General features: G+C 69.5%; 24 protein-coding genes and 2 pseudogenes. 15 read left to right on the top strand and 11 right to left on the bottom strand.

Features of this window, described 5'->3' with window-relative positions:
- Positions 1-84: 84 nt before the first annotated feature.
- Positions 85-846 carry an enoyl-CoA hydratase/isomerase family protein gene (locus tag ACP95_RS11415; RefSeq protein ID WP_049981325.1) on the bottom strand — a complete coding sequence of 254 codons (762 nt, stop codon included), beginning with the start codon at positions 844-846 and terminating at the stop codon, positions 85-87.
- A 25-nt stretch (positions 847-871) separates the two neighbouring features.
- Positions 872-1522 carry a helix-turn-helix domain-containing protein gene (locus ACP95_RS11410; RefSeq protein ID WP_049981324.1) on the bottom strand — a complete coding sequence of 217 codons (651 nt, stop codon included), beginning with the start codon at positions 1520-1522 and terminating at the stop codon, positions 872-874.
- 83 nt (positions 1523-1605) lie between these two features.
- Between ACP95_RS11410 and ACP95_RS11405 the strand changes: the two genes are divergently transcribed.
- The 5 genes from ACP95_RS11405 to paaE are packed head-to-tail and all read left to right on the top strand — an operon-like array spanning position 1606 to position 4537.
- Positions 1606-2547: a Phenylacetic acid catabolic protein gene (locus ACP95_RS11405; RefSeq protein WP_049981323.1), complete on the top strand. Its 942-nt coding sequence runs from the start codon at positions 1606-1608 to the stop codon at positions 2545-2547.
- A gap of 2 nt (positions 2548-2549) precedes the next feature.
- On the top strand, positions 2550-3068 hold the full coding sequence (locus tag ACP95_RS11400; RefSeq protein WP_049981322.1) for a PacF protein: 519 nt from the start codon (positions 2550-2552) through the stop codon (positions 3066-3068).
- Positions 3068-3895 carry a 1,2-phenylacetyl-CoA epoxidase subunit PaaC gene (paaC, locus tag ACP95_RS11395; protein ID WP_049981321.1) on the top strand — a complete coding sequence of 276 codons (828 nt, stop codon included), beginning with the start codon at positions 3068-3070 and terminating at the stop codon, positions 3893-3895. The genes ACP95_RS11400 and paaC overlap by 1 nt, the downstream gene beginning before the upstream one ends.
- A complete protein-coding gene (paaD, locus tag ACP95_RS11390; protein ID WP_049981320.1) occupies positions 3888-4340 on the top strand; it encodes a 1,2-phenylacetyl-CoA epoxidase subunit PaaD in 453 nt (150 codons plus the stop codon). Before paaC ends, paaD begins: the two co-directional genes overlap by 8 nt.
- Entirely contained in the window at positions 4337-4537 is a 201-nt protein-coding gene (gene paaE, locus ACP95_RS11385) for a 1,2-phenylacetyl-CoA epoxidase subunit PaaE (RefSeq protein WP_049981319.1), read from the top strand. Before paaD ends, paaE begins: the two co-directional genes overlap by 4 nt.
- A 29-nt stretch (positions 4538-4566) precedes the next feature.
- Here paaE and ACP95_RS11380 read toward each other — a convergent pair whose 3' ends face one another.
- Entirely contained in the window at positions 4567-5043 is a 477-nt protein-coding gene (locus ACP95_RS11380) for a MaoC family dehydratase (RefSeq protein ID WP_049981318.1), read from the bottom strand.
- 129 nt (positions 5044-5172) lie between these two features.
- Here ACP95_RS11380 and paaI point away from each other — a divergent pair, with 129 nt between their 5' ends.
- Complete coding sequence (gene paaI / locus ACP95_RS11375; protein WP_049981317.1) at positions 5173-5571, top strand: hydroxyphenylacetyl-CoA thioesterase PaaI; 399 nt, start codon at positions 5173-5175, stop codon at positions 5569-5571.
- A 29-nt stretch (positions 5572-5600) separates the two neighbouring features.
- Here the strand turns inward: paaI and paaK are convergent.
- Positions 5601-6886: pseudogene (gene paaK / locus ACP95_RS11370) on the bottom strand (phenylacetate--CoA ligase PaaK).
- Positions 6887-7004: 118 nt separating this feature from the next.
- On the opposite strand from paaK, the gene ACP95_RS11365 reads away from it, so the two are divergent.
- The 6 genes from ACP95_RS11365 (at position 7005) to ACP95_RS11340 (ending at position 13409) form a co-directional block, all read left to right on the top strand.
- The gene (locus tag ACP95_RS11365) at positions 7005-8177 is read left to right on the top strand and encodes a thiolase domain-containing protein (protein WP_049981316.1); all 1173 of its coding nucleotides are present in this window, start codon (positions 7005-7007) and stop codon (positions 8175-8177) included.
- Positions 8174-9643 carry a zinc ribbon domain-containing protein gene (locus ACP95_RS11360; RefSeq protein WP_049981315.1) on the top strand — a complete coding sequence of 490 codons (1470 nt, stop codon included), beginning with the start codon at positions 8174-8176 and terminating at the stop codon, positions 9641-9643. Before ACP95_RS11365 ends, ACP95_RS11360 begins: the two co-directional genes overlap by 4 nt.
- 55 nt (positions 9644-9698) lie before the next feature.
- Positions 9699-10583: a 3-hydroxyacyl-CoA dehydrogenase family protein gene (locus tag ACP95_RS11355; protein WP_049981314.1), complete on the top strand. Its 885-nt coding sequence runs from the start codon at positions 9699-9701 to the stop codon at positions 10581-10583.
- Positions 10583-11389 (top strand): enoyl-CoA hydratase/isomerase family protein, encoded by an 807-nt coding sequence (locus tag ACP95_RS11350; protein WP_049981313.1) that lies wholly within the window; start codon positions 10583-10585, stop codon positions 11387-11389. The genes ACP95_RS11355 and ACP95_RS11350 overlap by 1 nt, the downstream gene beginning before the upstream one ends.
- 41 nt (positions 11390-11430) lie before the next feature.
- Complete coding sequence (locus ACP95_RS11345) at positions 11431-11811, top strand: PaaI family thioesterase (RefSeq protein WP_049981312.1); 381 nt, start codon at positions 11431-11433, stop codon at positions 11809-11811.
- A gap of 164 nt (positions 11812-11975) precedes the next feature.
- Positions 11976-13409: a PAS domain S-box protein gene (locus ACP95_RS11340; RefSeq protein ID WP_049981311.1), complete on the top strand. Its 1434-nt coding sequence runs from the start codon at positions 11976-11978 to the stop codon at positions 13407-13409.
- 73 nt (positions 13410-13482) lie between these two features.
- Here ACP95_RS11340 and ACP95_RS11335 read toward each other — a convergent pair whose 3' ends face one another.
- A complete protein-coding gene (locus ACP95_RS11335) occupies positions 13483-14637 on the bottom strand; it encodes a hypothetical protein (RefSeq protein WP_049981310.1) in 1155 nt (384 codons plus the stop codon).
- Between the two features lie 22 nt (positions 14638-14659).
- Positions 14660-15985 (bottom strand): phosphoribosylamine--glycine ligase, encoded by a 1326-nt coding sequence (locus tag ACP95_RS11330; RefSeq protein WP_049981309.1) that lies wholly within the window; start codon positions 15983-15985, stop codon positions 14660-14662.
- 159 nt (positions 15986-16144) lie between these two features.
- Between ACP95_RS11330 and ACP95_RS16380 the strand changes: the two are divergent.
- The 3 genes and pseudogenes from ACP95_RS16380 to ACP95_RS11320 all read left to right on the top strand — a co-directional run.
- Positions 16145-16486 (top strand): annotated as a pseudogene (locus ACP95_RS16380) (LLM class flavin-dependent oxidoreductase); the annotation flags it as partial.
- A 65-nt stretch (positions 16487-16551) separates the two neighbouring features.
- Positions 16552-17094, top strand: a complete 543-nt coding sequence (locus tag ACP95_RS16375; protein ID WP_237560438.1) for an LLM class flavin-dependent oxidoreductase — start codon at positions 16552-16554, stop codon at positions 17092-17094.
- A gap of 64 nt (positions 17095-17158) precedes the next feature.
- Positions 17159-17881 carry an SDR family NAD(P)-dependent oxidoreductase gene (locus ACP95_RS11320; protein ID WP_049981308.1) on the top strand — a complete coding sequence of 241 codons (723 nt, stop codon included), beginning with the start codon at positions 17159-17161 and terminating at the stop codon, positions 17879-17881.
- Between the two features lie 3 nt (positions 17882-17884).
- Here the strand turns inward: ACP95_RS11320 and ACP95_RS11315 are convergent, their stop codons facing one another.
- The 5 genes from ACP95_RS11315 to ACP95_RS11300 form a co-directional block, all read right to left on the bottom strand.
- On the bottom strand, positions 17885-19384 hold the full coding sequence (locus ACP95_RS11315; protein ID WP_049981307.1) for a M28 family peptidase: 1500 nt from the start codon (positions 19382-19384) through the stop codon (positions 17885-17887).
- A gap of 314 nt (positions 19385-19698) precedes the next feature.
- Positions 19699-21174: a sodium:solute symporter family protein gene (locus ACP95_RS11310; protein WP_049981306.1), complete on the bottom strand. Its 1476-nt coding sequence runs from the start codon at positions 21172-21174 to the stop codon at positions 19699-19701.
- Positions 21174-21323: a hypothetical protein gene (locus ACP95_RS15785; protein WP_154018528.1), complete on the bottom strand. Its 150-nt coding sequence runs from the start codon at positions 21321-21323 to the stop codon at positions 21174-21176. The genes ACP95_RS11310 and ACP95_RS15785 overlap by 1 nt, the downstream gene beginning before the upstream one ends.
- A gap of 7 nt (positions 21324-21330) precedes the next feature.
- Entirely contained in the window at positions 21331-22056 is a 726-nt protein-coding gene (locus tag ACP95_RS11305) for a hypothetical protein (protein ID WP_049981305.1), read from the bottom strand.
- A gap of 245 nt (positions 22057-22301) precedes the next feature.
- Positions 22302-23330 (bottom strand): zinc-binding dehydrogenase, encoded by a 1029-nt coding sequence (locus ACP95_RS11300; protein WP_049981304.1) that lies wholly within the window; start codon positions 23328-23330, stop codon positions 22302-22304.
- Positions 23331-23398: the final 68 nt, after the last annotated feature.

Genomic DNA, 23398 nt, shown 5'->3' with positions numbered 1-23398 from the left:
GCCCGGGGCCCAAAGTTCCTGCCCTCGCGGCGTCGGCGGCGTTCGGCGCCAGTACGAGGCCAACGGTCGACTCGCCGAGTTCTATCAATCGAAATCCGGTTTACGCCCCTCGCGGAAGGCGTCGACGCCCTCCTCGTGGGCGGGCGTGTCGTACGCCATCGACTGGAGTCCGGCCTCGCGCCGGAGCCCCTCGCGCCACGGCTGGCCGAGGCTGTCGTGGATCGCCTCCTTCGCGAGCCCGATGTTCGCCGTCGGTTTGTTCCGGAGCGTCTCGAGCAGTTCGTCGACGCGGGCGTCGAGTTCGTCGTCCGGCACGGTTTCGTTGACCAGCTCCATCGCCGCCGCCGCGTCGGCGTCGACGAGCTTCCCGGTGAACGCGAGCTCCTTCGTCTTCCGGAGGCCGATCAGCCGCGGGAGGATCGCGGTCGCGCCCATGTCGGGGACGAGGCCGACGTTGATGAAGGAGGCGCCGAAGCGGGCCGACTCGGCGGCGTAGGCGAAGTCCGAGAGCGCGACCAGCGACAGCCCGGCGCCGACGGCGTCGCCGTTCACCTTCGCGACGATCGGAACCGGCGCCGAGAGGGCGTTCTCGGCGGCGCGGCCGAACGTCTCACGGACGCGCTCGTACGCCTCCGCGGTCGTCCAGTCGCGTTGGGCCATCGAGTCGATGTCGCCGCCGGCGCAGAACGACTGCCCGTCGCCGGTGATGACGGCGGCGTCGTGGCGCTCGGGGTCGAGCTCCGCCAGATGGTCGGCCAGTTCGGCGGCGACCTCGGTGGTCATCGCGTTGCGAACGTCGGGGCGGTCGAACGTGATCCGGTAGACGGCGTCGTCGGTGACTCGCATGCCCGTACTCGCGGGGGGCGAGCCCTTAGTTCCCGTCGACGCCGAACAGCTGGGCGAACAGCGCGCCCTGCCCCCGGCGGAGCCGCTCGAGGAAGGCCGACTTGCTGATCCCGATCTCGTCGGCGACCTCGCCCGCGGTGACGCCGCGGGGGACGGTGAAGTAGCCCATCTCGGCGGCGGTGCGGAGCGCCTCGGACTGGGCGGGCGTGAGGTCCCAGCGCTCGGCGACCGTCGAGTCCTCCCCGGGGCCGAGCGCGTACACGCGTTCGAGTTCGACGCCGACGGTGTCGCCGGCGGTCTCCATCACGGCCTGCAGGATCTCCTGGCCGACGACGGCGCCGGTGAGCAGGGCGTCGCCGCGCTGGTAGCGCAGCGACTCGACGACGAAGCCGGCGCTGACGAGTTCGTGGACGACGCTGCGCTGGAGCGAGAGACACCGGTAGCTGTGGCGGTCGTCGGCGACCGCGCGGTAAAGATACCGGATCCGGTCGTCGGCGTCGAGCGCGTCGGTGAACGCCTCGTTCGGCGGCGAGCTGAACCGCAGCAGCACGTTCCCGTCGTCGCGCAGCAGCGGCGGCGCCACGTCGACGGTCGCGTCGGCGGCCCGGCTCGCGTCCGCGAGCGGGGAGTCGTCGCCCCTGATGCGGAACTCCGCCATCAGGCACTCGTCGATCATCGGCGAAAAGAGGCGCTACGTGTATTTAAAACCCGTCTATGGACTGCCGAACCGGTAAGGTCCGCCGTCGGCAAGGATCGATCATGAACATCGAGGAGGTCAAACAGCAGGCAGGGCCCCGTGAGTTCAGCCCGCGGGACGACCTGCCCCGCGAGTACCGCGAGGCCGCGACGCGGATGCTCGAGTTCCACGCGAACAGCGAGATCATGGGCGCGTACCTGGAGCGCCCGTTCATCCGGAAGGCACCGAGCCTCGAGCGGAAGATGGCGTTCAGCGCCAAAACCCAGGACGAGATCGGCCACGGGCAGATGCTGTACCGGGCCGCGGAGTCGCTGGGGATCAAGACCCGCGACGAGATGCTCGCGGATCTCGCCAACGGCGACGGGAAGTTCCTCAACTGCTTCCACTACCCGATGGAGCGCTACGTCGAGACGCCGATGATCGCCTTCTTCGTCGACGGCGCGGCGATGCGCCGGCAGGCGACGCTGAAGTCCTCGAGCTGGGAGCCGTACGCCCACGCGATGGACAAGATCTGCTTCGAGGAGGGGATGCACGTCAAACACGGCGAGTCGATCCTCCGGGAGCTGATGAGCGGCTCGAAGAAGGAACAGGAGATGACCCAGGAGGCGTTCGAGGAGTGGTGGCCCCGCATCCTGCAGTTCTTCGGGCCGACCGACGACCAGAGCACCCACCACGACTTCGCCGAGCAGGTGGGGCTGAAGACGAAATCCAACGACGAGCTCCGCAACGCGTTCCTCAACACGTACATGCCCAAAGCCGAGAAGTACGGGCTGGAGATCCCCGACGAGCCGCGCATCCGGGACAACGGCGACGGCACCTACGAGGTCGTCGAGGACGATCTCGACTGGGAGGAGTTCTTCACCGTCTCCAAGAACGAGTACGAAGGGAGCAAGCAACAGATCGACAGTCGCGCCCGGGCCCAGGAGGCTGTCCAGTGGGTGCGCGACATGCTCGACGGGCAGGCGACCACCGGCGACGGCCCGACGCCGCAGGCGGCCGACTGACCATGATCTGGGAAGTGTTCCGCCAGTCGACGCCCGACGGCGCCCACGAGCACTGCGGCAACGTCCACGCGCCGGACCGGGAGATGGCCAAGCAGTTCTCCGTGATCCAGCACGGGCGTCGCAAGCCGACGCGCTCGCTGTGGGTCGCCCCGCAGGAGAAAGTCAGCGGCGTGTACGGCGACGAGGACGCCGGCCCCGTCGACGGCGAGACCGACTGGGAGGTGTTCAGACAGGCGAAAGCGGGCGGCTACCACGAGCACTGCGGCGAGGTGTCCGCCGACGGCGTCGACGCCGCGAAGGCGGCGGCCGACGAGGCGTTCGGCGACGACGACCCCAACAGCATCTGGGTGGTCCAGTCGCGCTACGTCGGCGAGATCACCGAGGAAGACGTGACGTTCGGGGGCACGACGAACAAGGCGTACCGGTTCGCCCAGACGTACAACGTCGACCCGGCAGCCGAGGAGGTGGCGGCCTCCGAGAGCGAGCAGATCGAGGCCGAGCGCCGGCGGGGTGAGAGCTGATGGCGGCGACCGACGCCGACCTCGGCGCCCCCGACGAACTGACCGAGCGGGAGCGCGACGCCGTCGAGGCCCAGCTGTTCCGGCTCGCCGACGACGAGTACATCCAGGCCGAGCGCTACACGTTCTGGCAGGTGCGGGCGCCGACGCTCGAGTCCGACCTCGCGGTCGCGAACAACGCCCAGGACGAGCTCGGCCACGCCCGGCTCTGGTACGACGCGATCCAGCAGTTCGGCTACTCCGAGGAGTCGCTGCTCTGGGAGAGCGAACCGGACGACTTCCAGCACAGCACCCTCGTCGAACTCCCGTTCTCGGAGGGCGACTGGGGCGACGCGATCCTCCGGGGCTACCTCTACGACGTGGCCGAGGAGATCCGGCTCGCGGCGCTGGAGGAGTCGACGTACCGGGAGATCCGCGAGCGAACGAGCCGCATCCAGGGCGAGGAGGACTACCACGTCGAGCACGCCGAGAACTGGCTCCGCCGCATGGCCGACGACGAGGAGGCCAGCCGGCGCGTGCAGGCCGCGCTCGATCGGCTCTACCCCTACGCGCTGACGCTGTTCGAGCCAGTCGGAGATATCGAAGAGGATATCGTCGACCTCGGCATCCGCGACGCCACGCTCGAGGAGATGCGCGAGGAGTGGGAGGAGCGCATCACGGCGTTCCTCATGGACCTCGGCTTCGAGGTGCCCGACGACGCCGAGCCGGCGACGCCGACGGGCCGGGACAACGAACACACCCAGCACTGGCACGACCTGCACGAGGAGATGGTCTCCTCGTACCGCAACCTCGGTCGCCACGAAGCGACCAAACTGATGGACGATGAGTAGCGAGCCCGACGGCCCCGAGGAGTTCGACCGCCCCCGAGCCGACCCGGAGGCCACGCCGTGTGGCTACACCGAGTACGACACGAAGGAGCGGACGACCGAGGAGGTGCCCGCAACCGGCGAGGGCGCCGAGGGGCTCGAACGCGAGGTCTGGGCCGCGCTGTACGAGGTCGAGGACCCGGAGATGCCCGTCAGCGTCGTCGACCTCGGGCTGATCTACGGGCTCGAACTCGACGACGGCGAAGCCACCATCGACATGACCCTGACCTACAGCGGCTGTCCGGCCCGGGAGATCATCCTCGAGGAGGTCGAGGAAGCCGCCGAGAGCGTCGACGGCGTCGACGACGCCGAGGTGCGCCTCGTCTGGGCGCCGGACTGGTCGCTCGACCTCGTCACCGAACAGGGGAAGGAAGCGCTCCGGGAGTTCGGCATCAGCGTGGAGCGATGAGCGACGACGCCGCCGGACCCACCCCCGGCTCGGGCGAGCAGGACCCCAGCGTCACGACCAGCGGCGAGACCACGGGCGCGGAGTGCCCCTACTGCGGTTCGGAGAACACCGAGCGCGAGCACCCCCGCGGGCCGTCGCGCTGCCAGTCGATCCACTACTGCAACGACTGCCTGCAGCAGTTCAAGAAGTTCGAGTAGTCGATACGGCCCGAGTGGCGGCTCGCGGCCTACTCCGCGTCCTCGTCGGCGGCTTTCCGCTTGATGAGGAACTTCATGTCGCCCTCCAGAACCACGGTGTCGTCCTGGTTCTCCATCACGCAGTCGAGCACGACCAGCCCGGCGTCCTCGCGGCTGAGCTCCTTCTTCTCCGAGACTTCCATCTCCAGCTGGAGCGTGTCGCCGATGGTGACGGGGTTCGGGAGGTCCATGTAGTTCATCCCGAGGAAGGCGACGGCGGTGCGCTCGACGATCCCCGTCCGGTAGACGAACCCGGTGGCCTGCACGAACGTCATCGGCCCGTGGGCGATGCGCTCGCCGAACTCCTGCTCCTCGGCGTACTCCGCGTTAGTGTGGAGTTCGGTCCAGTCGCCGCTGAGCGCGGAGTGCATCACGAAGTCCGACTCGGTGACGGTCCGCCCGACGCTGATGAACTCCTCGCCGACCTCGAAGTCCTCGAAGTAGTGCGGTTCGTAGCTGTAAGCCATACCCCCCGGGTTCGCCCAGTTCCCGTATATAGCTCCCGGACAGCGGCGCCCCAGTCGGGGTTGCCACCGTGGGCGTCGACGCCCCCCACGACCAGCAGTCCTTTGGCCTCACTCGCGGAACGGGTCGGCATGACCGAGGTTCCCGAGGAGACACGCGAGCAGGTGGCGTCGGACCCGTTCTGTGCGACACTCGGCATCGAGGTCGTCGACCTCTCTCCGGGCCGGGCTGTGGCTGAAATCACCGTCACCGAGGAGCTGCTGAACTTCCACGGCACGCCCCACGGCGGTGCGATCTACTCGCTGGCCGACGCCGCCTTCGCCGCGGCGTCGAACTCGCGGGGCGAGACGGCGCTCGCGCTGGAGACCAACATCTCCTACCTCGACGCCGTCGACGTCGGCGAGACGCTGACCGCGACGGCCGAGGAGACCCACCTCGCCGGCAGCACCGCCGAGTACGAGGTCGAGGTCGTCGACGAGAACGGGGACCGCGTCGCGACGTTCCGCGGCCGAGTGTACCGCCCCGAGTAGGTGGGACGCGCGGTCGGCGGCGTCGACGCCTATCGGTGGTCGTACACGCGCTGGACCTTCCCGACCTCGCTGCGGGCGATGCCGCCGGCCTCGACGAGCGTCAGTTCGTCCGGGGTGAAGCTGAGCACGTTCTCCAGCCGCTCGAGGATCTCCTCGCGCAGCTCCGCGTGGCCCCTGTCGGTGTCCTCGGCGCGCTCGACGGTGAGCTCCAGCACGTCGAGGTTCTCCTCGCGGTCGAGGTCGATGCGGTAGTGCGGGGCGACGCCGTCGACGTCCAGCACCGCGTGCTCGATCTCGCTGGGGTAGAGGTTCACCCCGCGGACGATCAGCAGGTCGTCGGCCCGGCCGGTGACGTTGTCCATCCGCACCATCGTCCGCCCGCACTCGCACTCCTCGTAGTCGAGCGTCGTCAGGTCACCCGTCCGGTAGCGCAGCACCGGCAGCGCCTCCTTCGAGAGCGTCGTGAGCACGAGTTCGCCCTCCTCCCCCTCCTCGACTGGCTCGCCCGTTCGCGGGTCGACGACCTCGGGGAGGAAATGGTCCTCCCAGATATGCAGGCCGTCCTGGGCCTCGTGACACTCGTTGGAGACGCCGGGGCCGATGATCTCCGAGAGCCCGTAGATGTCGATCCCGGTCACGTCGAGTCGCTCCTCGATCTCCTCGCGCATGGGGTCGGTGCAGGGCTCGGCGCCGAACACGACCGTCGAGATGGGGAGCTCGCGGGGGTCGTGGCCCATCTCCTCGGCGGTCTCGGCGAGATACAGCGCGTAGGAGGGCGTGCAGGTGAACACGTCGCTCTCCAGGTCGACCATCAGCTCGATCTGGCGCTGGGTCTGCCCGCCGCCGATGGGGATTACCGTCGCGCCGAGCTCCTCGACGCCGTAGTGAGGCCGAGCCCGCCCGTGAACAGGCCGTAGCCGTAGGCGTTCTGGACGGTGTCGCCGGCCTCGGTGCCGGCCGCCGCGAGCGAGCGGGCGACGACCTCGCTCCACACGTCGACGTCGGCGTCGGTGTAGCCGACGATCTTGGGCTTGCCCGTCGTCCCCGAGGAGGCGTGGATCCGCGTCAGTTCGTCGTCGTCGACGGCGAACAGCCCGTCGGGGTACTCGTCCCGGAAGTCCTCCTTCGTCGTCGTGGGGAGCTTCCGCACGTCGTCGACGCTCTCGATCTCCCCCGGCTCGATCCCGGCCTCGTCGAGCTTCTCGCGGTAGAACGGCACGTTCTCGCAGGCGCGTTCGACCGTCTCGCGCAGCCGTTCGGCCTGGAGCTCCCTGATCTCCGACCGGTCGGCCGACTCTATGGGCTTGTGTACCATTCGACACCGTTTCCAGGGCCGACGGGAGTAAAAACCATGAGGGTTCGGCAACCCTGCGGGGGTTTTCACGCCACCCGGCACGGGAAGCCTTTTCGCCGAACCGGCGGAACGGCTCCCCATGCGGGACGCCTACATCATCGGCGCGGGGCAGACGGAGTTCGGCGCGATGCCCGGCGAGAGCTACCGGTCGCTGTTCACCGAGGCCGTCGATCACGCCATCGACAGCGTGCCCGCCGGCATCGACGCCGACGCCGTCGACGAGGCGGTCGTCGGCTCGCTCGGCGTCGGCGGGCGGCAGATCGGGCTCTCCGGGCCCGCGGTGACGGAACACGCCGGCCTCGACGGGATCCCGAGCACGCGGGTCGAGAACGCGTGTGCGGCCTCGGGGTACGCCGTCAGACAGGCGGTCCAGGCGGTCAGAAGCGGGATGGCCGACGTGGTGCTCGCCGGCGGCGTCGAGGTGATGACCGACCTCAGCGGCGACACGGCGAAGTACTGGCTCGGCGTCTCCGGCGAGACCGAGTGGGAGCGCCTGACCGGCACCACCTTCGCCGGTGTGTACGCCCAGATGGCCAGCGCGTACTTCGACCGGTACGACGCGACGCCGGAGCACCTCTCGAAGATCGCGGTTAAGAACCACGGGAACGGCGCGAAGAACCCCAACGCCCACCTGGGCTTCGAGTGCTCGCTCGAGGACGCCACGAGCGCGCCGGCGGTCGCCGACCCGTTGAACCTGTACCACTGCTGTCCGACCTCCGACGGCGCCGCGGCGGTGCTGGTCGCCAGCGAGGACGCCGTCGAAGAGTACACCGACGACCCGGTCCGCGTCGCCGGCGTCGGCGCCGCCAGCGAGCGCGTGGGGCTGTTCCAGCGTGACACCTACACCAGGATCGACTCCTCGATGGAGGCCGCCGCCACGGCGTACGAGCGGGCGGGGATCGAGCCCGACGACGTGGACTTCGCGGAGGTCCACGACTGCTTCGCGATCGCGGAGCTACTGGCGTACGAGGATCTGGGGTTCTGTGAGCGCGGGCAGGCCCACGAACTCGTCGAGTCCGGCGCGACCGAACTCGGCGGCGAGCTCCCGGTCAACGCCTCGGGCGGCCTGAAGTCGAAGGGCCACCCGATCGGCGCGACTGGCGCCGGGCAGATCGCGGAGGCGTACAAACAGCTCCGCGGGGAAGCAGGCGACCGGCAGGTCGCGGACGCGGAGATCGGGCTCACCCACAACGTCGGCGGCAGCGGCGGTGCAGCCGTCGTGCACGTCCTCGAACGGGAGGTGGCGCGATGACTGCCGAACAGTCGGCGAGCGAGCCCGGGATCGACGCCGTCGGCGCCTACACCCCGCGGCTCCGGATCGACGCCGAGGCGTTCGAGGAAGCGTGGGGCCGCTTCGACGCCGCGGGCGTCGAGGAGAAGGCGGTCCCGGAGGCCGACGAGGACGCGCTGACGATGGGGATCGCCGCGGCAGAACGAGCGCTCGACGCCGCCGGTCGTGAGGGCGACGAGATCGCCCACCTGGCGTTCGCGACCACGACGCCGCCGATGGCCGAGGAGGATCTCACGCCGCGGATCGCGAGCACGCTCGGCGCGCCCGAGGACGCGGCGACGCGCACGCTCACGGGCAGCACCCGTGCCGGCGCGCAGGCCCTCGCTGGCGCGCTCGACGCGGTGCCGTGGGGCGACGGCGGCCCGGCAGACGGCGGGATCGGCCTCGTCGTCGTCGCCGACTGCCCGCGCGGCGAGCCCGACAGCGGGGTCGAACACGCCGCCGGCGCCGGCGCCGCCGCGCTCGTGGTCGACGCCGACGCGCCGGGGGAGGTCGTCGACCGCGCCTCGCACGTCGCGTCCTACCCCGGAACGCGCTTCCGCGAGGCTGGCGACGACGAGACGAGCGGCCTCGGGATCACCCAGTACGACCGCGAGGCGTTCACGACGGCGCTCGGCGGCGCCGCCGACGGCCTCGACGCGGATCCTTCAGGCGTCGACGCCGCGGCGGTCCAGTCGCCCGACGGGAAGCTCCCGTACCGCGCTGCCGGCGCGCTGGGCGTCGACACCGAGACCATCGCGGCGGGGGAGACTGTCAGCCACCTCGGCGACACGGGCGCCGCGAGCGCGTTCCTCGGCGCCGCCTCGGCGTTCGACGACGGCGCCGAGCGCGTGCTGCTCGCCGCGTACGGTAGCGGTGCGGGGGCGAACGCGGTCGTGATCGACGGCCCGGTGCCCGTCGACGCGGCGCTGACGGGGGAGGAGCGCCTCTCCTACGCCGAGTACCTCCGCCGGCGCGGCGAGATCACTGGCGGCGAACCCGCGGGCGGCGGGGCGTACGTCAGCGTCCCCTCGTGGCAGCGCACGACGCCACAGCGCCACCGACTCGTCGCGGGGCGGTGTCCGGACTGCGGCGCGCTGAACTTCCCGCCCGGCGGCGCCTGTCGGGACTGCGGGGGTCGCCCCGAGTCCTACGAACAGGTCGAACTTCCCGGACAGGGAACCGTCGAGGCGGTGACCACAATCGCCCAGGGCGGCGCGCCGCCGGAGTTCGTCGAGCAGCAGTCCCGGAGCGGCCCGTTCCTGAGCGCGGTCGTGGCGCTCGAGGGGCCCGACGGCGGGGAGGTGAGCGTGCCGACGCAGGTGCTCGGCGACGCCGATGCGGTCGGGATCGGGACGCGCGTGGCGGCGACGATCCGGCGGATCTACGACCAGGAGGGCGTGATCCGCTACGGGTTCAAGATGCGGCCCGTCGAGCGGCGCCGATAGCCACCCCGACCGCGTGTCACGCGGTTTTTTCTCGCTCCCGGCCCCCCACTGGGACATGCACGTAGCCGTACTCGGCGCCGGAACGATGGGCCACGGGATCGCCCAGGTGTCGGCCATGGCGGGCCACGACGTGTGGCTCCGGGATATCGAACGGGAGTTCGTCGACGACGGCCTCGACGCGATCGAGGGGAACCTCCAGGGCGGCGTCGACCGCGACAAAGTCACCCCCGAGGAGAAGCGGGCCACGCTGGACCGGATCAGCGGCACCACGTCGCTCGAAGAGGCCGTCTCGGACGCCGACATCGTGATCGAGGCGGTTCCGGAGGAGATGACGATCAAACAGGAGACGTTCGCGGACGTGGAGGAACACGTCGACGGCGACGCGATCCTCGCCTCGAACACCTCCTCGCTGTCGCTCACGGAGATCGCGAGCGCGCTGGACCGTCCGGAGCGTGCGGTGGGTCTACACTTCTTCAACCCCGTGCACATTATGGAATTGGTGGAAATTGTGGTCGCCGAACAGACCGGCGACGCGACGCTCGAGGCCGCCCGGGAGTTCGTCGAGGGGATCGACCGGACCCCCGTCGAGGTGACCGACTCGCCGGGGTTTGCCTCCTCCCGGCTCGGCGTCGCGCTGGGCGTCGAAGCCATGCGGATGGTGCAGGAGGGCGTCGCCTCGCCGGAGGACATCGACGCCGCGATGGAGCTCGGCTACAACCACCCGCAGGGTCCAATCGCGCTCGGCGACGTGGTCGGCCTCGACGTGCGCCTGGACATCCTCGAACACCTCCGTGAGGAGCTGGGCGAGCGGTTCCGCCCGCCGCAGATCCTGAAGCGGAAAGTCCGGGCCGGCAAGCTCGGCAAGAAGACCGGCGAGGGGTTCTACCTGTGGGAGGACGGCGAGATCGTCGGCACCAGCGGCGACTGGGGTGGAGAGTGATGATCGAGGACGTGGCGGCCGACTGCGAGACCGTCGACGCCGAGGTCGGGGATCGGGGCGAGCACGTCGCGACGATCACGCTCCGGCGCCCGGACGCCAGGAACGCGCTGAACGGCCAGCTTCGCAAGGAGCTCACCGAGGTCGTCGAGGCCGTGCCCCAGAGCGACGTGCGGGCGGTGGTGCTCACGGGCGCCGAGGAGGCCGGCGCCTTCGCCGCCGGCGCCGACGTGACGGAGCTCCGTGAGCGTGACGCGCTGGAGCAGCGCGAGGCGAGCAAGCGCCCGCGGGTGTACGAACACGTCGCCGACTGCCCGATGCCGGTGATCGCCCGGATCAACGGCCACGCCCTCGGCGGCGGCTGTGAGCTGATCCAGGCCTGCGACGTGCGCATCGCCCACGAGGACGCCAAGGTCGGCCAGCCGGAGATCGGCCTCGGGATCATGCCCGGCGGCGGCGGCACTCAGCGGCTCCCCCGCCTCGTCGGCGAGGGGCAGGCGATGCGGCTGATCCTCTCTGGCGACCTCGTCGACGCCGCGGAGGCCGAAGAGATCGGCCTCGTCGACGAGGTGTACGGCGACGACGGGTTCGACGAGGCGGTCGACGAGCTCGCGGCGTCGATGGCCGCGAACAGCCCGGTCGCGCTGGAGTTCGCCAAGGAGTCCGTCAAGGCCGCCTCGCAGCTGGGGCTGGAGGACGGGCTCGACTACGAGGCCGAACTGTTCGCCCAGCTGTTCGCCACCGCGGACAAGGACGAGGGGATCGACGCGTTCCTCGATGACCGCGAGCCCGAGTGGCGCGGCGAGTAGGGCGCGCGAGAGTTTTTGTTCCGTAGCCCCGACGGTTCGGTATGGAGATCGACACGTTCTTCGAGGAGATGCCGTTCGCGGACCTGCTCGGTATCGAGGTGACCGCGGTCGAGGAGGGCCACGCGGAGGGCCGAGTCGAACTGCGCGAGGCGCTGACGTGGGACGCCGACGGGACGACGGCTCACGGCGGCGTCACGTTTACCCTAGCGGACACCGTCGGCGGCGCGGCGCTCGTCTCGCTGGTCGAACAGCCGGTGCCGACGGTCGACATGCGCATCGACTACCTCGAGGCCGGCACGGGCGACCTGACGGCCGAGGCCGACGTGGTCCGACTCGGCGAGGAGATCGGCGTCGTCGAAGTCGGCGTGTTCACCGAGGAGACACACGTCGCCGACGCCCGCGGGGTGTACAAGACGGGGTAAGCAGGCCTCCCCGCTGATAAACTAAATACAACGATACAGAAAGTCCCGCATCAGGTAGTTGCGGCGTGCCGCGCTACTGACCTCTGGATACACGTCCGTGGGGAGACCGACCTCTCGGGACCGCAGCATAGCCGCTTTTGTGTGTACCGGCCAAACGTGGGCCAATGAAAGACGGTACGGCGCCTGTCGAAAACCACGAGGCTGCTGCGTGGTATCGGACGCTGGTCGAGGAAGTGAACGATCTCGCGACGGTCATCGACACCGACGGGACGATCACGTACGTCAGCCCAGCAGTTACACGGATACTCGGCTACGACCCCGACGAGTTGATCGGCCACGAGGGGTACGAGTTCGTGCATCCCGACGATCGGGAACGGAACGCCGAGGCGGTGGAGGCCGTGCTAGCGGATGGCACCGGCTCCGAGACTGTCGAAGTCAGGTTCAAGCACGCTGACGGGTCGTGGCGGTGGATCGAGGCCACGATGCGGAATCGACTCGAAAACGACGTTATCGACGGTATCCTCCTCAGCAGTCGAGATATCACCGACCGAAAAGCGTACGAGCGCCAAGCGCAGAAACTCGCCGACGAGTACGAGGCCCTGTTACACAACGTCGAGGACGCGATCTTCCTCGTCGACGTCGAGGAAGGAGAGGAGGAGATCAGATTCGAGTTCGAACGCCTCAGCCCGTCCTACGAGGAACAAACCGGTATCACGACCGAAGAAGTGCAGGGTCGAACTCCCCGGGACGTGTTCGGAGAGGAACAGGGGGCGGGCCTCGAAGCGAACTACCACCGCTGTGTCAACGCCGGGACGTCGATCTCCTACCAGGAAGAGCTGGAGGTCGACGAGGGGGCACGCTTCTGGCACACGAAGCTGGCCCCAGTTGTCAGCGATGGTGAAATCACTCGCCTCGTCGGGATCACGCGGAACGTGACAGATCGCGTGGAGCGCGAACGGCGACTCCGCCAGCAGAACCAACGCCTCGACGAGTTCGCAACTGTGATCTCACACGACTTGCGCAACCCGCTCAACGTCGCACAGGGTCGTGCGACGCTCCTCGCCGAAGAAACAGGGAACGACCATCTCGAGCCACTGCTCAACGCGCTCGATCGGATGGAGGCGATCGTCGAGGATACGCTGACGCTCGCACGGGAAGGGAACACGATAACCGAAACGGAGCAGATCAGGTTGACTGACCTCGTCGGGAAGTGCTGGTCGACAGTTGACACCGGCGACGCGACAATCGAAATCGTCGACGACGTGGAGTTCCAGGGCGACTCCGAGCGACTACGCCACGTGTTCGAGAACCTGTTCCGGAACGCCGTAGAACACGGGGGGTCCGACGTGAACGTCCGTGTCGGCTCGGTCGGCGGAAACGGAATCTACGTCGAGGACGACGGGCCAGGAGTACCCGTTGACGAACGTGAAGCGGTGTTCGAAGTGGGCTACTCGTCGACGACGGACGGAACTGGCTTCGGGCTGACCATTATCAACCGGATCGTGGAAGCCCACGGCTGGAAGTTGTCCCTGACCGACGGAGAGGAGGGCGGCGCACGCTTCGAGATCGACATGTCCGAGGACGTCGAACTACCGTAAGTCGTCGGCCGGTTCTGCCACGGCACATCGGGCCGTCCGAACCGACTCGCCTAGGCGAGGCCGAGCAAGCCGCTTACGCCACGATCCAGGGCTTCTCGTCGGGGTCGTACTCGGCCATCGCGCCCGAGTGGCTCCGCGTCTCCGGGGCGAGGACGCCGACGTGTTTGAGCTGCTGGACGAAGTTGAACAGCACGTTGCTCCGGACCACCTCGCGCCAGACCGACGGGTCGGCGTACAGGCGGCGGGTTTCGCCGGCCTCGATCAGTCGGCGCGCCCGGTCGGCGCCGCGGTCGGTGCAGAACGCGCTCAGGAACACGTTGGGGTACTCGTGGACCAGTCGCTCGACGAGGTCGAGGAAGTGGACACGGGGGCCCGCCTCGCGGAGGGCGTCGAGCAACAGCCCGAACTCCGGGTGGCGGGCGAACGCGTTCCGGAGCAGGATCGCCAGCGGGCGGTGGGTGTCGGCGACCGTCGAGCCGCGGGTCTCCTCCTTGACGAGCCGGAGGTCGTCGAGGGCCTCGACGCCGTAGCCGCGGAGGACGGTCGCGGAGAGCTCGCCCTGCTCGGTGAGCCCGTGCGGGCGCTCCCGGGTGAGCAGGCCGAGCGTCCGGGCGCTCGCGACCGCGGCGTCGCCGGCGCCGAAGCCGAACTCGTCGGCGAGGGCGTCGACGAGTTCGTCCCTCGCGAGCGGCCCGTGGCGGTCGACGGCCACGACTGGCGCGAGGTAGTTCAGCGGCTGGGCGAGGCTCAGCGTCGTCACGTCGCCGCCGAACTCGTTCCCGCGGAGCCGCACCGAGAGCTGGCCCGCCACGTCGGCGACCTCGGTGTCGGCCTCGGCGCTGGGCGGGCGGCGCCAGCTGTCGAGGCCGCCGTCGTCGACGCCGATGACGCCGACGCCTTTCGCCCGCAGTAGCTCCGTGTGCTGGGCGACGGCGTCGGCGTCGCCGGCGAGGTAGGCGACGTGGGCGCCCTGCTGGTACGTCAGCGCCTGACCCATCCCCCGGAGCAGGTTGCTCGCCCCCTTCACCTCGATCGCGAACACGCGGTTGGCCTCGGTGAAGCCGATCACGTCGGGGTAGCGCCCGCGGATCGTGATCTCGTGGCGCTCGCAGCGATCGAGTACGTCGGCGTGGGCGTCCTCGTGCGCCGCCGGCACGTGGACCAGCGGCTCGTAGCTCCGCGCAGCGAGTTCGTCGACGACGCCCTCGAACACCGCCGGCTCGTTCATGGCCGACCGCTCGGCGAGCTGCCTAATAAACGTCCCCCGCCGGCCCGAGATACCCCCACGCCTGGAGGCGGTCGCCCTCGCCGTCGATCCAGCGCTCGCCGATGTCGTCCCGGTAGTAGCGGTTCGGGATCGCGATCTCGTCGACGCGGCCGTAACACTGCTCGCGGGCCTCGGCCATCGTCTCCCCCTTCCCGGTCACGACCAGGGGCATCCCGCTCTCGCCGGCGACGCGCCACTGGCCGTCGACGCGCTTGGTGTCCTCGAGGTGGACGCCCTCGCGGCTCTCGCTTCCGAAGACGACCGCGGCGTTGCGGGAGTTCTCGTCGTACGTCCCCTCGTCGTCGAACGGGAACGGCGGGAGCACCACCCGGGCGCCGACCTGGAACCCGCGGTGGACGTCGGGCTCGGGGTCGTCGCCGTGGGCGAGATCGTGGAAGAACTCGGCGGTGGAGGACTCGATGGACTCCTCCTGGAGTGCGATCGTCGGGTAGCCGAAGCGCGGCGTGAACTCGAGCGGGTAGATCCCGGTCTCGTTGACGATGCAGTTGAGGTCGATGCTGCCGACGTACCCCTCGTCGGCCAGCCAGCCCTCGAGCTTCCCGAGCGTCCGCTCGAACAGCTCGTTGCGCCCGGCCCAGAACATCGACGTGCCCATTTCGCCGGTGGAGGGGCCGATGTTGCCCGGGAACAGCTTCTTGTGCTCGAAGTTGAAGTTCACGCGGTCGACGAACGAGTCGCCGTCGAAGAACCCACAGACGGCGATCTCGACGCCGTCGACCTTGCGCTGGAGCTGGAACCCCTTCATCCGGTGGCCCCACGCCCGCTCGTACGCCTCGAGCACGTCGATCACGTCGCTGCCGTCGTCCTCGTCGCCGACGTACAGCAGGCGTTTGACGTTCTGGACCTCGCCGAGGGGTTTGATCACGTACGGCGCGGGGTTCTCCCGGACGAACTGGATCCCGGCCTCGAAGCTCTCGAACTCGCGGTGGTCGATCGTGTTCACGCCGTGCTCCTCGAGCACCTCCATCGCGTAGCCGCGGTCCTCCTCCAGCCGGTCGGTGTTCGGCGTGCCGCCGACGACGGCGTGGCCCGCCTCGCGGAGCTCACGGGCGAGTTCGCCCGTCCCGATATCCGACCCCACCCAGATGTCGTCGAAGACGATTACGTCGGCCCAGTCGAGTTCGGCCTCCCAGTCGTCCGTCTTGGGGACGAACCCGTCGCCGATCTCGCGGTCGCTCTCGGCCTCGATGTAGTACTTCACGTCGTGACCTTCCCCGTGGACCTGCCACGCGAGGTCGGTGATCAGCGCCGCGTCGGCCGAGACGAACAGGAACCGCTTGGTGTCCATGTAGCAGTCTTCTCACGCGTCTGACTTGAGTGTGCGTGCGGGTCGGCGACAGCCCGGCCGGAGCGGCGTCGACGGCGCCGGTCGCGGCGAGCCAGTGCTCCGGCGCGCCCGCTTCGCCGCGAGGCGTGCCATCAAGTACCAACACGTCGATGCTCACGCATGGAGTTCGCCGTCAACGTCCCCGTCTGCGCGGGGAGCTCGGAGTACAGCACGCTCGCGTTCTGCGAGGAGCTCTCGTGGGCGAAACAGCGCGACTACGCCGTCGCCGTCGAGGAGTTGGGGTTCGACGGGCTGGCGGTTCCGGACCACATCATGGCCGGCGCGGGCCCGACGACCGAGGGGTTCTCGACGCTCGCCGGGCTCGCGGGCGCCACGGAGGACGCGTACCTCTACCCCAAGACGTTCAACGACCAGCTCCGCCACGGGCCGCTGCTGGCGAAGGCACTCGCTCAGCTGGACCACGTCGCCGAGGGGCGGCTGAAGGTCGGCATGGGCGCCGGCTGGAAGCAGGACGAGGCCGAGGCGTTCGGCTACGACTGGCCGGACGCCCCGGAACGCTGCGCCGGATGGAGGAGACGATCGAGGTCTGCGAGGCGCTCTGGACCGGCAGCGACGTCGACTACGACGGCGACTACTACCAGCTCGACGGCGCCGACGGCCGCCCGCACCCGGTGCAGGACCCCTACCCGCCGATCATGGTTGGTGGCGGCGGCGAACAGTTCACGCTGCGCATCGCCGCCAAGCACGCCGACACGTGGAACTACTGGGGCGACCTCGAGATGCTCCGCGGGAAGCTCGACGTGCTGCGCGAGCACTGTGAGACGTACGGCACCGAGTTCGACGCCATCGAGAAGTCGTGGTTCGCCCGGTGTGTGATCCGCGAGACCGAGGCCGAGGTCGAGGCGCTCCTCGACGCGATCCCGCGGTTCCGCCCGGCGAACTTCGAGGCGGACGAGTTCCACCTCGTCGGCACTCCCGAGCAGGTCGCCGCCGACGTCGAGCGCTACCGCGAGGCGGGGTTCGAGGAGATCGTGCTGGAGTTCGTCGACTTCCCGGACACGACCGGCCCGGAGCTGTTCGCCGAGGAAGTCGCGCCGCAGTTCGCCTGAGCCCGGTAGCGTGGTACGTGACCGCTTGCCGAACACGTAAGGTGGTCGCCGCCGACGCTCACGTATGACCGACGCAGCCATCGTGACGGGGGCGGCGAGCGGGATCGGCCGGGCGACCGTGGATCTGCTCCGGGAGCGCTACGACCTCGTCGCCGGTATCGACGTCGACGACGCCATGCGCGAGGTCGCCGCGGAGTTCGACGACGTGGCGGGCTACGTCGCCGACGTGCGCGACCACGAGCGCGTCCACGAGATCGTCGCCGACGTGGAGGGCGACGCCGACGTGGTCGCGGTCGTCAACAACGCCGCGATCTCCCGGTACGAGTGGATCGGCGACCTCGGCCCCGAGGAGTGGCACGAGGTGATGGACGTGAACCTCACTGGGCAGTACAACCTCGTTCACGCGGCCGCGCCGCGGATGTACGAGCGCGAGCGCGGCGCGATCGTGAACGTCTCCTCCGGCGCCGGCAAGCAGGGGTCGGCCAGCGGCGGCGTCCACTACTCCGCCTCGAAAGCCGGGATCTTCGGGCTCACGAAGGGGCTGGCGAAACAGCTGGGCCCCCACGTGCGGGTGAACTGTGTCGTCCCGGGGCTGATGGACACGCCGCTCACCACCGACTCGGGGCTCTGGACCGAGGCGGGGATCGAGGCGTTCACCGACGACCTCCCGCTGGGCCGGCTCGGCCGGCCCGAGGAGGCGGCGGAGCTGATCGAGTTCCTCTGTTCGGAGCGGGCGAGCTACATGACCGGCGCCGTCGTCGACGTGGACGGCGGCGCGACGCTCTGAGCGCTACCGGTCCGCCAGGAACGACGCGGCCGCCTCCTGGGCGTTCCGGAGGCGGTGGCGGAGGCGGGTGACCTCGCGGGTCAGCGTGGTCTCGGCGAAGCGCTCCTCGCGGCCGGTGCCGTCGACGCCCGCGGCGCGGCGGAGCCCCGGCAGGGGCTCGTGAGGGAGCGCTGGCTCGTGGTCGTAGTCCCGGCGAGTCATGTACAGCGCCGGCACGAGTTCGTTGCCCAGCGCGACCTGCAGGTCCTCCGCGGCCGCCGCGGTGTCGGAGCTCGCGGCGTCGACGCTTTCGATCACGTCGTACGCGTCCTCAAGCGACTCGGCCAGCGCGTCGAGCTCCGCGTGGACGCCGTCGAACTCACGGCCGGTCTCGGCCTCGATCTCGGCGACCTGCTCGCGAACGTCGTCGACGGTCGCCCGGAAGTCGTGGGGTAGCGCCGGCGAGTCGCAGATCCGGCTGGCCAGCGCGACCGCGATCCGCGTCTCCTCGGCCAGCACGTCGAGATCCACCTTGTCCCGGGTGTCCGCCGGCGTGTGCCACCACCAGCCGCCGCCGATGGGGCCGCCTTCCTCCCCGGGTTCGAGCCGCGCGCCCGAGAGCAGCGACGTGAGCCCGGCGCCCCAGAACGACTGGTCGGAGTTGCGCCCGGGCCGGCCCGACCCGAGGAACCCGCCGTCGCCGCCGCCCTCGAGCAGCGGGAGCTCGCCCGCGGCCTCCAGCACGTCGACGTGCTCCTCGTCGAGTTCGGCCATCTCCTGGTGCCAGAGCCCGTCGGCGCCCTGGAGCCCGTTGAGGTCGAGGTGGTAGTAGGCGACGCCGTTCTCACGGAGGTCCAGCCACTCCCGATCGGCCCACCACGCGCTGCCGGCGTAGCGCCCGGTCGAGTGGGCGGGCCAGAAGCCGAACACGAGCCCCCGGGCCGGCGGGTCGTCGGCGAAGATCCGGGCGAGTTCGAGCGTCGCCGCCATCGCCGTCGCGTTGTCGGTGATCCCCTCGTACCACGAGTCGACGTGGTTGCCGACGACCATGTAGCGGTCGCTCTCGGTGCCCTCGATCCGCCCGACGGGGCAGGGGAGCGTCGTCAGTTCGGTCGTGACCTCCGTCGTCACCGTCGCCTCGACCGGCCCCGCCTCGCAGCGCTCGCGGAGCCAGTCGCCGGCGTCCTGCGTGAGCTGGGCCACGGGCAGGTCGGGGATCTCGTCGGCGTCGTCGAGGCCGGGCGTCCCCCAGACCGGCGTGACGATCATCTCGTGGAGGTGGTCGGCGTTGACGGACTGGTAGATCACCGCCGTCGCGCCGGCGGCCTCGAGCAGCCGGATCGGCTCGGGCGTCGGCAGCCCGGTGGTGAACGCGATCTTCCCGTCGAGGTCGGCTGCGGCGACCGCCGCCTCGGTCACGTCGTCGACGCGCACGACCTCGCCCGAGACGCCCCCGGGCGGCGTGCTCGCGCCGAAGGAGGTGGTGATGGCCTCGTCGAACGTCGCCCGCGTGGGCGCGGTCACGTCGACGCGGGCGTCCTCGGGGACGCTGACGTACCCCTCGAACTCGTGGAGCTCGGCCTCGCAGCCGTACTCCCGGAGGGTCTCGACGACGTACTCGCTGGCCGCCCACTCGTCCTCGGTGCCGGAGATCCGTTCGGTGCCGTCGAACGCGTCGACGTGTCGTTCCAGCTCCGCCCGGTCGACCCGGGCGCGAGCGTCGCTTCGGTCTCTCTGTCGATGGGGTCGAGCATGTGTGTACGTTGGGAATCGTGAGTATAGTCCTTCGTGTGCCGGCTATCGGTCGGGTGGTTCGGGGGGAGAGCCCCCGGGCGGGGCTACACGTCGAAGAAGGGCGCCAGCGCCTCCCGCGACGGTCGGGAGGTGACGTAGGAGCCGACGACCATCCCGACCAGACACATGATCACGCCCGGGACGACCGGGTCGATCTGTGCCAGGATGCCGGTGATGACCCCGGCGTCGGTGCCGAAGTGCCAGACGAGCACCGAGGCGAAGCCGAGCACCATCCCGACGAAGGTTCCGGGCGTGTTCATGCGGTCCCAGTGCAAGCCCAGCAGCAGCGGCATCGAGAACGTCGCGCCGATGATCGCGGCCTGCAGCAGCACGATGAACTGCACCAGCCCGCCCAGCGCCTCGCCGTACAGCGCGAGGAAGAACGGGACGATCCCGACGAAGATCACCGCGAGTCGGTTCGCCCACAGCTTCCGGCGCTCGCTGGCCTCGGGGTTGAGGAGCTCCGCGTAGATGTCGTGGGCGATCGCGCCGCCCGAGACGATCATGATCGAGTCGACCGTCGAGAGCATCGCCGAGAGCACCGCGCCGATGACGAGCGCGCCGAGGATCGGCCCGAGCACGTCGATGCTCATGATCACGCTCGCGAGGTCTGGCGTAGTGAGCTGGGGGTAGAGCACGCGCATGCTCATCCCGACGATCGCGACGCCGCTCGCGATCAGGATCTGGAAGATCAGCGTCGTCCCGATCGCGTAGCGAACGGTCTGCTCGTCGCGCATCGAGTAGATGCGGACGATCTCGTAGGGGGCGCCGAGCATCCCGAAGCCGAACGCGAGCGCGATGGTGCCGACTTCCAGCGGCGTGAACGCCCAGCCGATGTACGCCGGGTTGAGCGAGGTCAGCATCAGCTCCAGCTCGCCGATGCCGCCGACGTTGCCGAGCAGGATCGGGATGGCGATGATCGCGCCGACGGTCATGATGATGATCTGGACGAAGTCCGACAGCGCGCTGGCGCGCATCCCGCCGAAGGCGGTGTAGGCGATGATGATCGCGACCATGATCGCCATCCCGATCTCCGTCGAGACGCCGAAGATCGACTGGAAGATCAGGCCGGCGCCGGTGTACTGCGCGCTGATGTACACCGTGTAGGCGACGACGATCAGCAGCGCCGAGAACGCGCGCATCCGGTCGCCCCCGCTGCCGTCGTCGCCGTAGCGGACCGCGATGAAGTCCGGGACCGTGATCTTCCCGAAGCGGCGCATCTGCGGCGCGACGAACACCAGCGAGACCAGCCAGCCCAGCCACAGCCCGATCCAGATGTAGATGAAGCTGACGCCCGTGAGGTAGTGGACGCCGATCGTCCCGACGAACGTGCCGGCGCTCATCTGTGTCGCCGAGAGCGTCGCCGCCCCGACCGCGGGACCGATCTCCCGGTTCGCGACGAGGAAGTCGTCCTCGTCCTGCGTTTTCAGGTAGCCGTACACGCCGATCCCGAAGATGACGAGGAAGTACAGCGCCAGGGTGATGACGAACACCCAGCCGACGGTGCCGATCACCGCCATCAGCGATCACCTCCGCGTTCCAGCTCCTCGCTGCCGATCTCCTGCTCCGATACCTCCTGTCCCTTGTGTCGTGCCCACAGCATCGCGCCCGTCACGAACAGCACGCCGATGATGACGAACGGTGCGAGCATCGCGATTAGTGAAGCCATGGTCTTTTCAGGCCGTCTTGCGGTCGATTGCCAGTCCTCCGACGACGAAGCCGACGATCACCACCACCCCCAGCAGCGAGTACAGCGTGTCCTCGGTGAGGAGGCCGGGTCCGGACTCGTCGTACTCCGCAGCGACGAACCCCGGCACGTGCAGGAGCTCGTACGTGGCGGTGTCGCCGTCGACGGCTGTCGGGCTCGGGAACGCGCCACCGGAGACGGTCGTGCCCTCCGGCAGCGTCAGCGTCGCGTCGACGACGTTCGCCTGCCCGGGCGTCGAGTACTCGGGCACCCAGAGCGGCACCCGGACCTCGCCGGCCGGGCCGGCGACCTCGTACTCGAGCGTGACGGTCACCGTGTCGCCGTCGCTGGCGTCGGCGACGGGGACCGAGATCGCCCAGTGGCGGTCCTCCTCGGTGACGGAGGCGTCGACGCTCTCGCCGTCGACGGTCGCCGAGATGTCGCCGATCTCGCGGTCGGGCAGCTGCCACATCGTGCCGCTGATCGACGTGAGCTCGCTCTCGCCGCTGCCGGCCGATGCGATCTCGAACTCGTACTCGGCGGTGACGGTGCTGGTTTCGCCGCCGTCGATCTCGATCGACGTTCCGGCCAGGTCGACCGACGGCGAGGCGTCCTGCGCGGCGACCGTGCTCGGGCCCAGTACCAGCCCGACGAGAACGAGCGCCGCGAAGAGCGTCGTCGCGAGGGATCTGCTACGAACTGTTCGGCGAATCATGGTGGGGTGAGGGGATCATCGTTCGTTGTGGTGCGTTACAGAGGAACATGGCCACCCCCTTTATAAATAGGTTTTGTCGATTCACGTATGTAACTGGACAAGACCAGACAACGACCGTGTCGAAAACAAGACAGTAGCCGGCTCGTCAGTGGCACCAACACGTGAACTGGTACTCTACCAACTGTTCTGTCGATCCGACACGTATTCGCGAAACGGCCGCGCGGTAGGGGTGACCCCCGCCGTCGTCAGGGCCGGATCACGATCTTCCCGATCACGTCGCGGTCCTCGATGGCGGCGTGGCCCTCGGCGATCCGGGCCAGCGGGAGCACGCGGTCGATCCGCGGGTCGAGCTCCCCCTCGGCGACCAGGGAGAGCACGTCCCGGAAGTCCTGCCGGTTCCCCATCGGCGCGCCCCGGATCTGTCGGTGGTGCTGGTACAGCGACCGGATGTCGATCTCCGGGTCGGGGCCGGAGGTGGCGCCGCAGATCACCATCCGGCCGCCCATCGCCAGCGAGTCGATCGACCGCTGCCAGGTGGCCTGGCCGACGTGGTCGGCGACGAGGTCGACCCCGCGGCCGTCGGTCAGCGCCATCACCGCCTCGTCGAAGGGCTCCGCGGTGTAGTCGATCACCTCGTCGGCGTGCTCCTCGACGACGGCCGCCTTCTCCGCGGTCGAGGTGGTCGCGTACGTCGTCGCCCCGAGCCGGTCGGCGATCTTCAGGGCGGCGTTGCCGACGCCGCCGCTGGCGCCGAGGATCAGCGCGGACTCGGCGGGCCGGAGCTCGCCCGCGGTGACGATCATCCGCCAAGCGGTCGTGAACGTCACCGGCACCGCCGCGGCGCCGACGAAGTCGAGCGACGCGGGCTTCGGTTCCAGCGTCCACTCGGGGACGACGACGTACTCCGCGAGCCCGCCGGGGCGGTCCTCGCCGATGATCTCGTACTCGTGGCACATCGTCTGCTCGCCGGCCATACAGAACTCACACTCCCCACAGGAGACGCCGGGGTAGACGACGACCTCCTCGCCGACCCACCACTCGTCGGCGTCGGCGCCGACGGCGTCGACGACGCCCGCGATGTCACAGCCCGTCCGCTTCGGGAAATCGCCCTCGTCCCCGGGGTGGCCGGTCCGGGCGAACACGTCGAGGTGGTTGAGCGCGACCGCCTCGACGGCCACGCGCACCTCGTTCGGCCCGGGCTCGGGGTCGTCCACGTCGACGACCGAGAGCGCGTCCTCGGGGGCTCCGTATTGGGTGATGTGTGCAGTTCGCATACTCGCTCGTGGGGGGAGTACGGGCAAAAAGCCGCGGGTCGGATCGCCGACGGGTTTTTGTCCTGTCA

This window comes from Halolamina rubra (assembly GCF_000739555.1).
Taxonomy (GTDB): Archaea; Halobacteriota; Halobacteria; order Halobacteriales; family Haloferacaceae; genus Halolamina; species Halolamina rubra.
This window is presented reverse-complemented; position numbering and strand designations above follow the sequence as displayed.

Coding starts and splice junctions, on each gene's coding strand:
- ACP95_RS11320 (WP_049981308.1), top strand. CDS start 17,159: ATGACCGACGCAGCCATCGTGACGGGGGCGGCGAGCGGGATCGGCCGG.
- ACP95_RS11305 (WP_049981305.1), bottom strand. CDS start 22,056: ATGATTCGCCGAACAGTTCGTAGCAGATCCCTCGCGACGACGCTCTTC.
- paaC (WP_049981321.1), top strand. CDS start 3,068: ATGGCGGCGACCGACGCCGACCTCGGCGCCCCCGACGAACTGACCGAG.
- paaE (WP_049981319.1), top strand. CDS start 4,337: ATGAGCGACGACGCCGCCGGACCCACCCCCGGCTCGGGCGAGCAGGAC.
- ACP95_RS11360 (WP_049981315.1), top strand. CDS start 8,174: ATGACTGCCGAACAGTCGGCGAGCGAGCCCGGGATCGACGCCGTCGGC.
- ACP95_RS11330 (WP_049981309.1), bottom strand. CDS start 15,985: ATGGACACCAAGCGGTTCCTGTTCGTCTCGGCCGACGCGGCGCTGATC.
- paaI (WP_049981317.1), top strand. CDS start 5,173: ATGACCGAGGTTCCCGAGGAGACACGCGAGCAGGTGGCGTCGGACCCG.
- ACP95_RS16375 (WP_237560438.1), top strand. CDS start 16,552: ATGGAGGAGACGATCGAGGTCTGCGAGGCGCTCTGGACCGGCAGCGAC.
- ACP95_RS15785 (WP_154018528.1), bottom strand. CDS start 21,323: ATGGCTTCACTAATCGCGATGCTCGCACCGTTCGTCATCATCGGCGTG.
- ACP95_RS11365 (WP_049981316.1), top strand. CDS start 7,005: ATGCGGGACGCCTACATCATCGGCGCGGGGCAGACGGAGTTCGGCGCG.
- ACP95_RS11400 (WP_049981322.1), top strand. CDS start 2,550: ATGATCTGGGAAGTGTTCCGCCAGTCGACGCCCGACGGCGCCCACGAG.
- ACP95_RS11410 (WP_049981324.1), bottom strand. CDS start 1,522: ATGATCGACGAGTGCCTGATGGCGGAGTTCCGCATCAGGGGCGACGAC.
- ACP95_RS11405 (WP_049981323.1), top strand. CDS start 1,606: ATGAACATCGAGGAGGTCAAACAGCAGGCAGGGCCCCGTGAGTTCAGC.
- ACP95_RS11355 (WP_049981314.1), top strand. CDS start 9,699: ATGCACGTAGCCGTACTCGGCGCCGGAACGATGGGCCACGGGATCGCC.
- ACP95_RS11380 (WP_049981318.1), bottom strand. CDS start 5,043: ATGGCTTACAGCTACGAACCGCACTACTTCGAGGACTTCGAGGTCGGC.
- ACP95_RS11350 (WP_049981313.1), top strand. CDS start 10,583: ATGATCGAGGACGTGGCGGCCGACTGCGAGACCGTCGACGCCGAGGTC.
- ACP95_RS11340 (WP_049981311.1), top strand. CDS start 11,976: ATGAAAGACGGTACGGCGCCTGTCGAAAACCACGAGGCTGCTGCGTGG.
- ACP95_RS11335 (WP_049981310.1), bottom strand. CDS start 14,637: ATGAACGAGCCGGCGGTGTTCGAGGGCGTCGTCGACGAACTCGCTGCG.
- ACP95_RS11300 (WP_049981304.1), bottom strand. CDS start 23,330: ATGCGAACTGCACACATCACCCAATACGGAGCCCCCGAGGACGCGCTC.
- paaD (WP_049981320.1), top strand. CDS start 3,888: ATGAGTAGCGAGCCCGACGGCCCCGAGGAGTTCGACCGCCCCCGAGCC.
- ACP95_RS11345 (WP_049981312.1), top strand. CDS start 11,431: ATGGAGATCGACACGTTCTTCGAGGAGATGCCGTTCGCGGACCTGCTC.
- ACP95_RS11310 (WP_049981306.1), bottom strand. CDS start 21,174: ATGGCGGTGATCGGCACCGTCGGCTGGGTGTTCGTCATCACCCTGGCG.
- ACP95_RS11415 (WP_049981325.1), bottom strand. CDS start 846: ATGCGAGTCACCGACGACGCCGTCTACCGGATCACGTTCGACCGCCCC.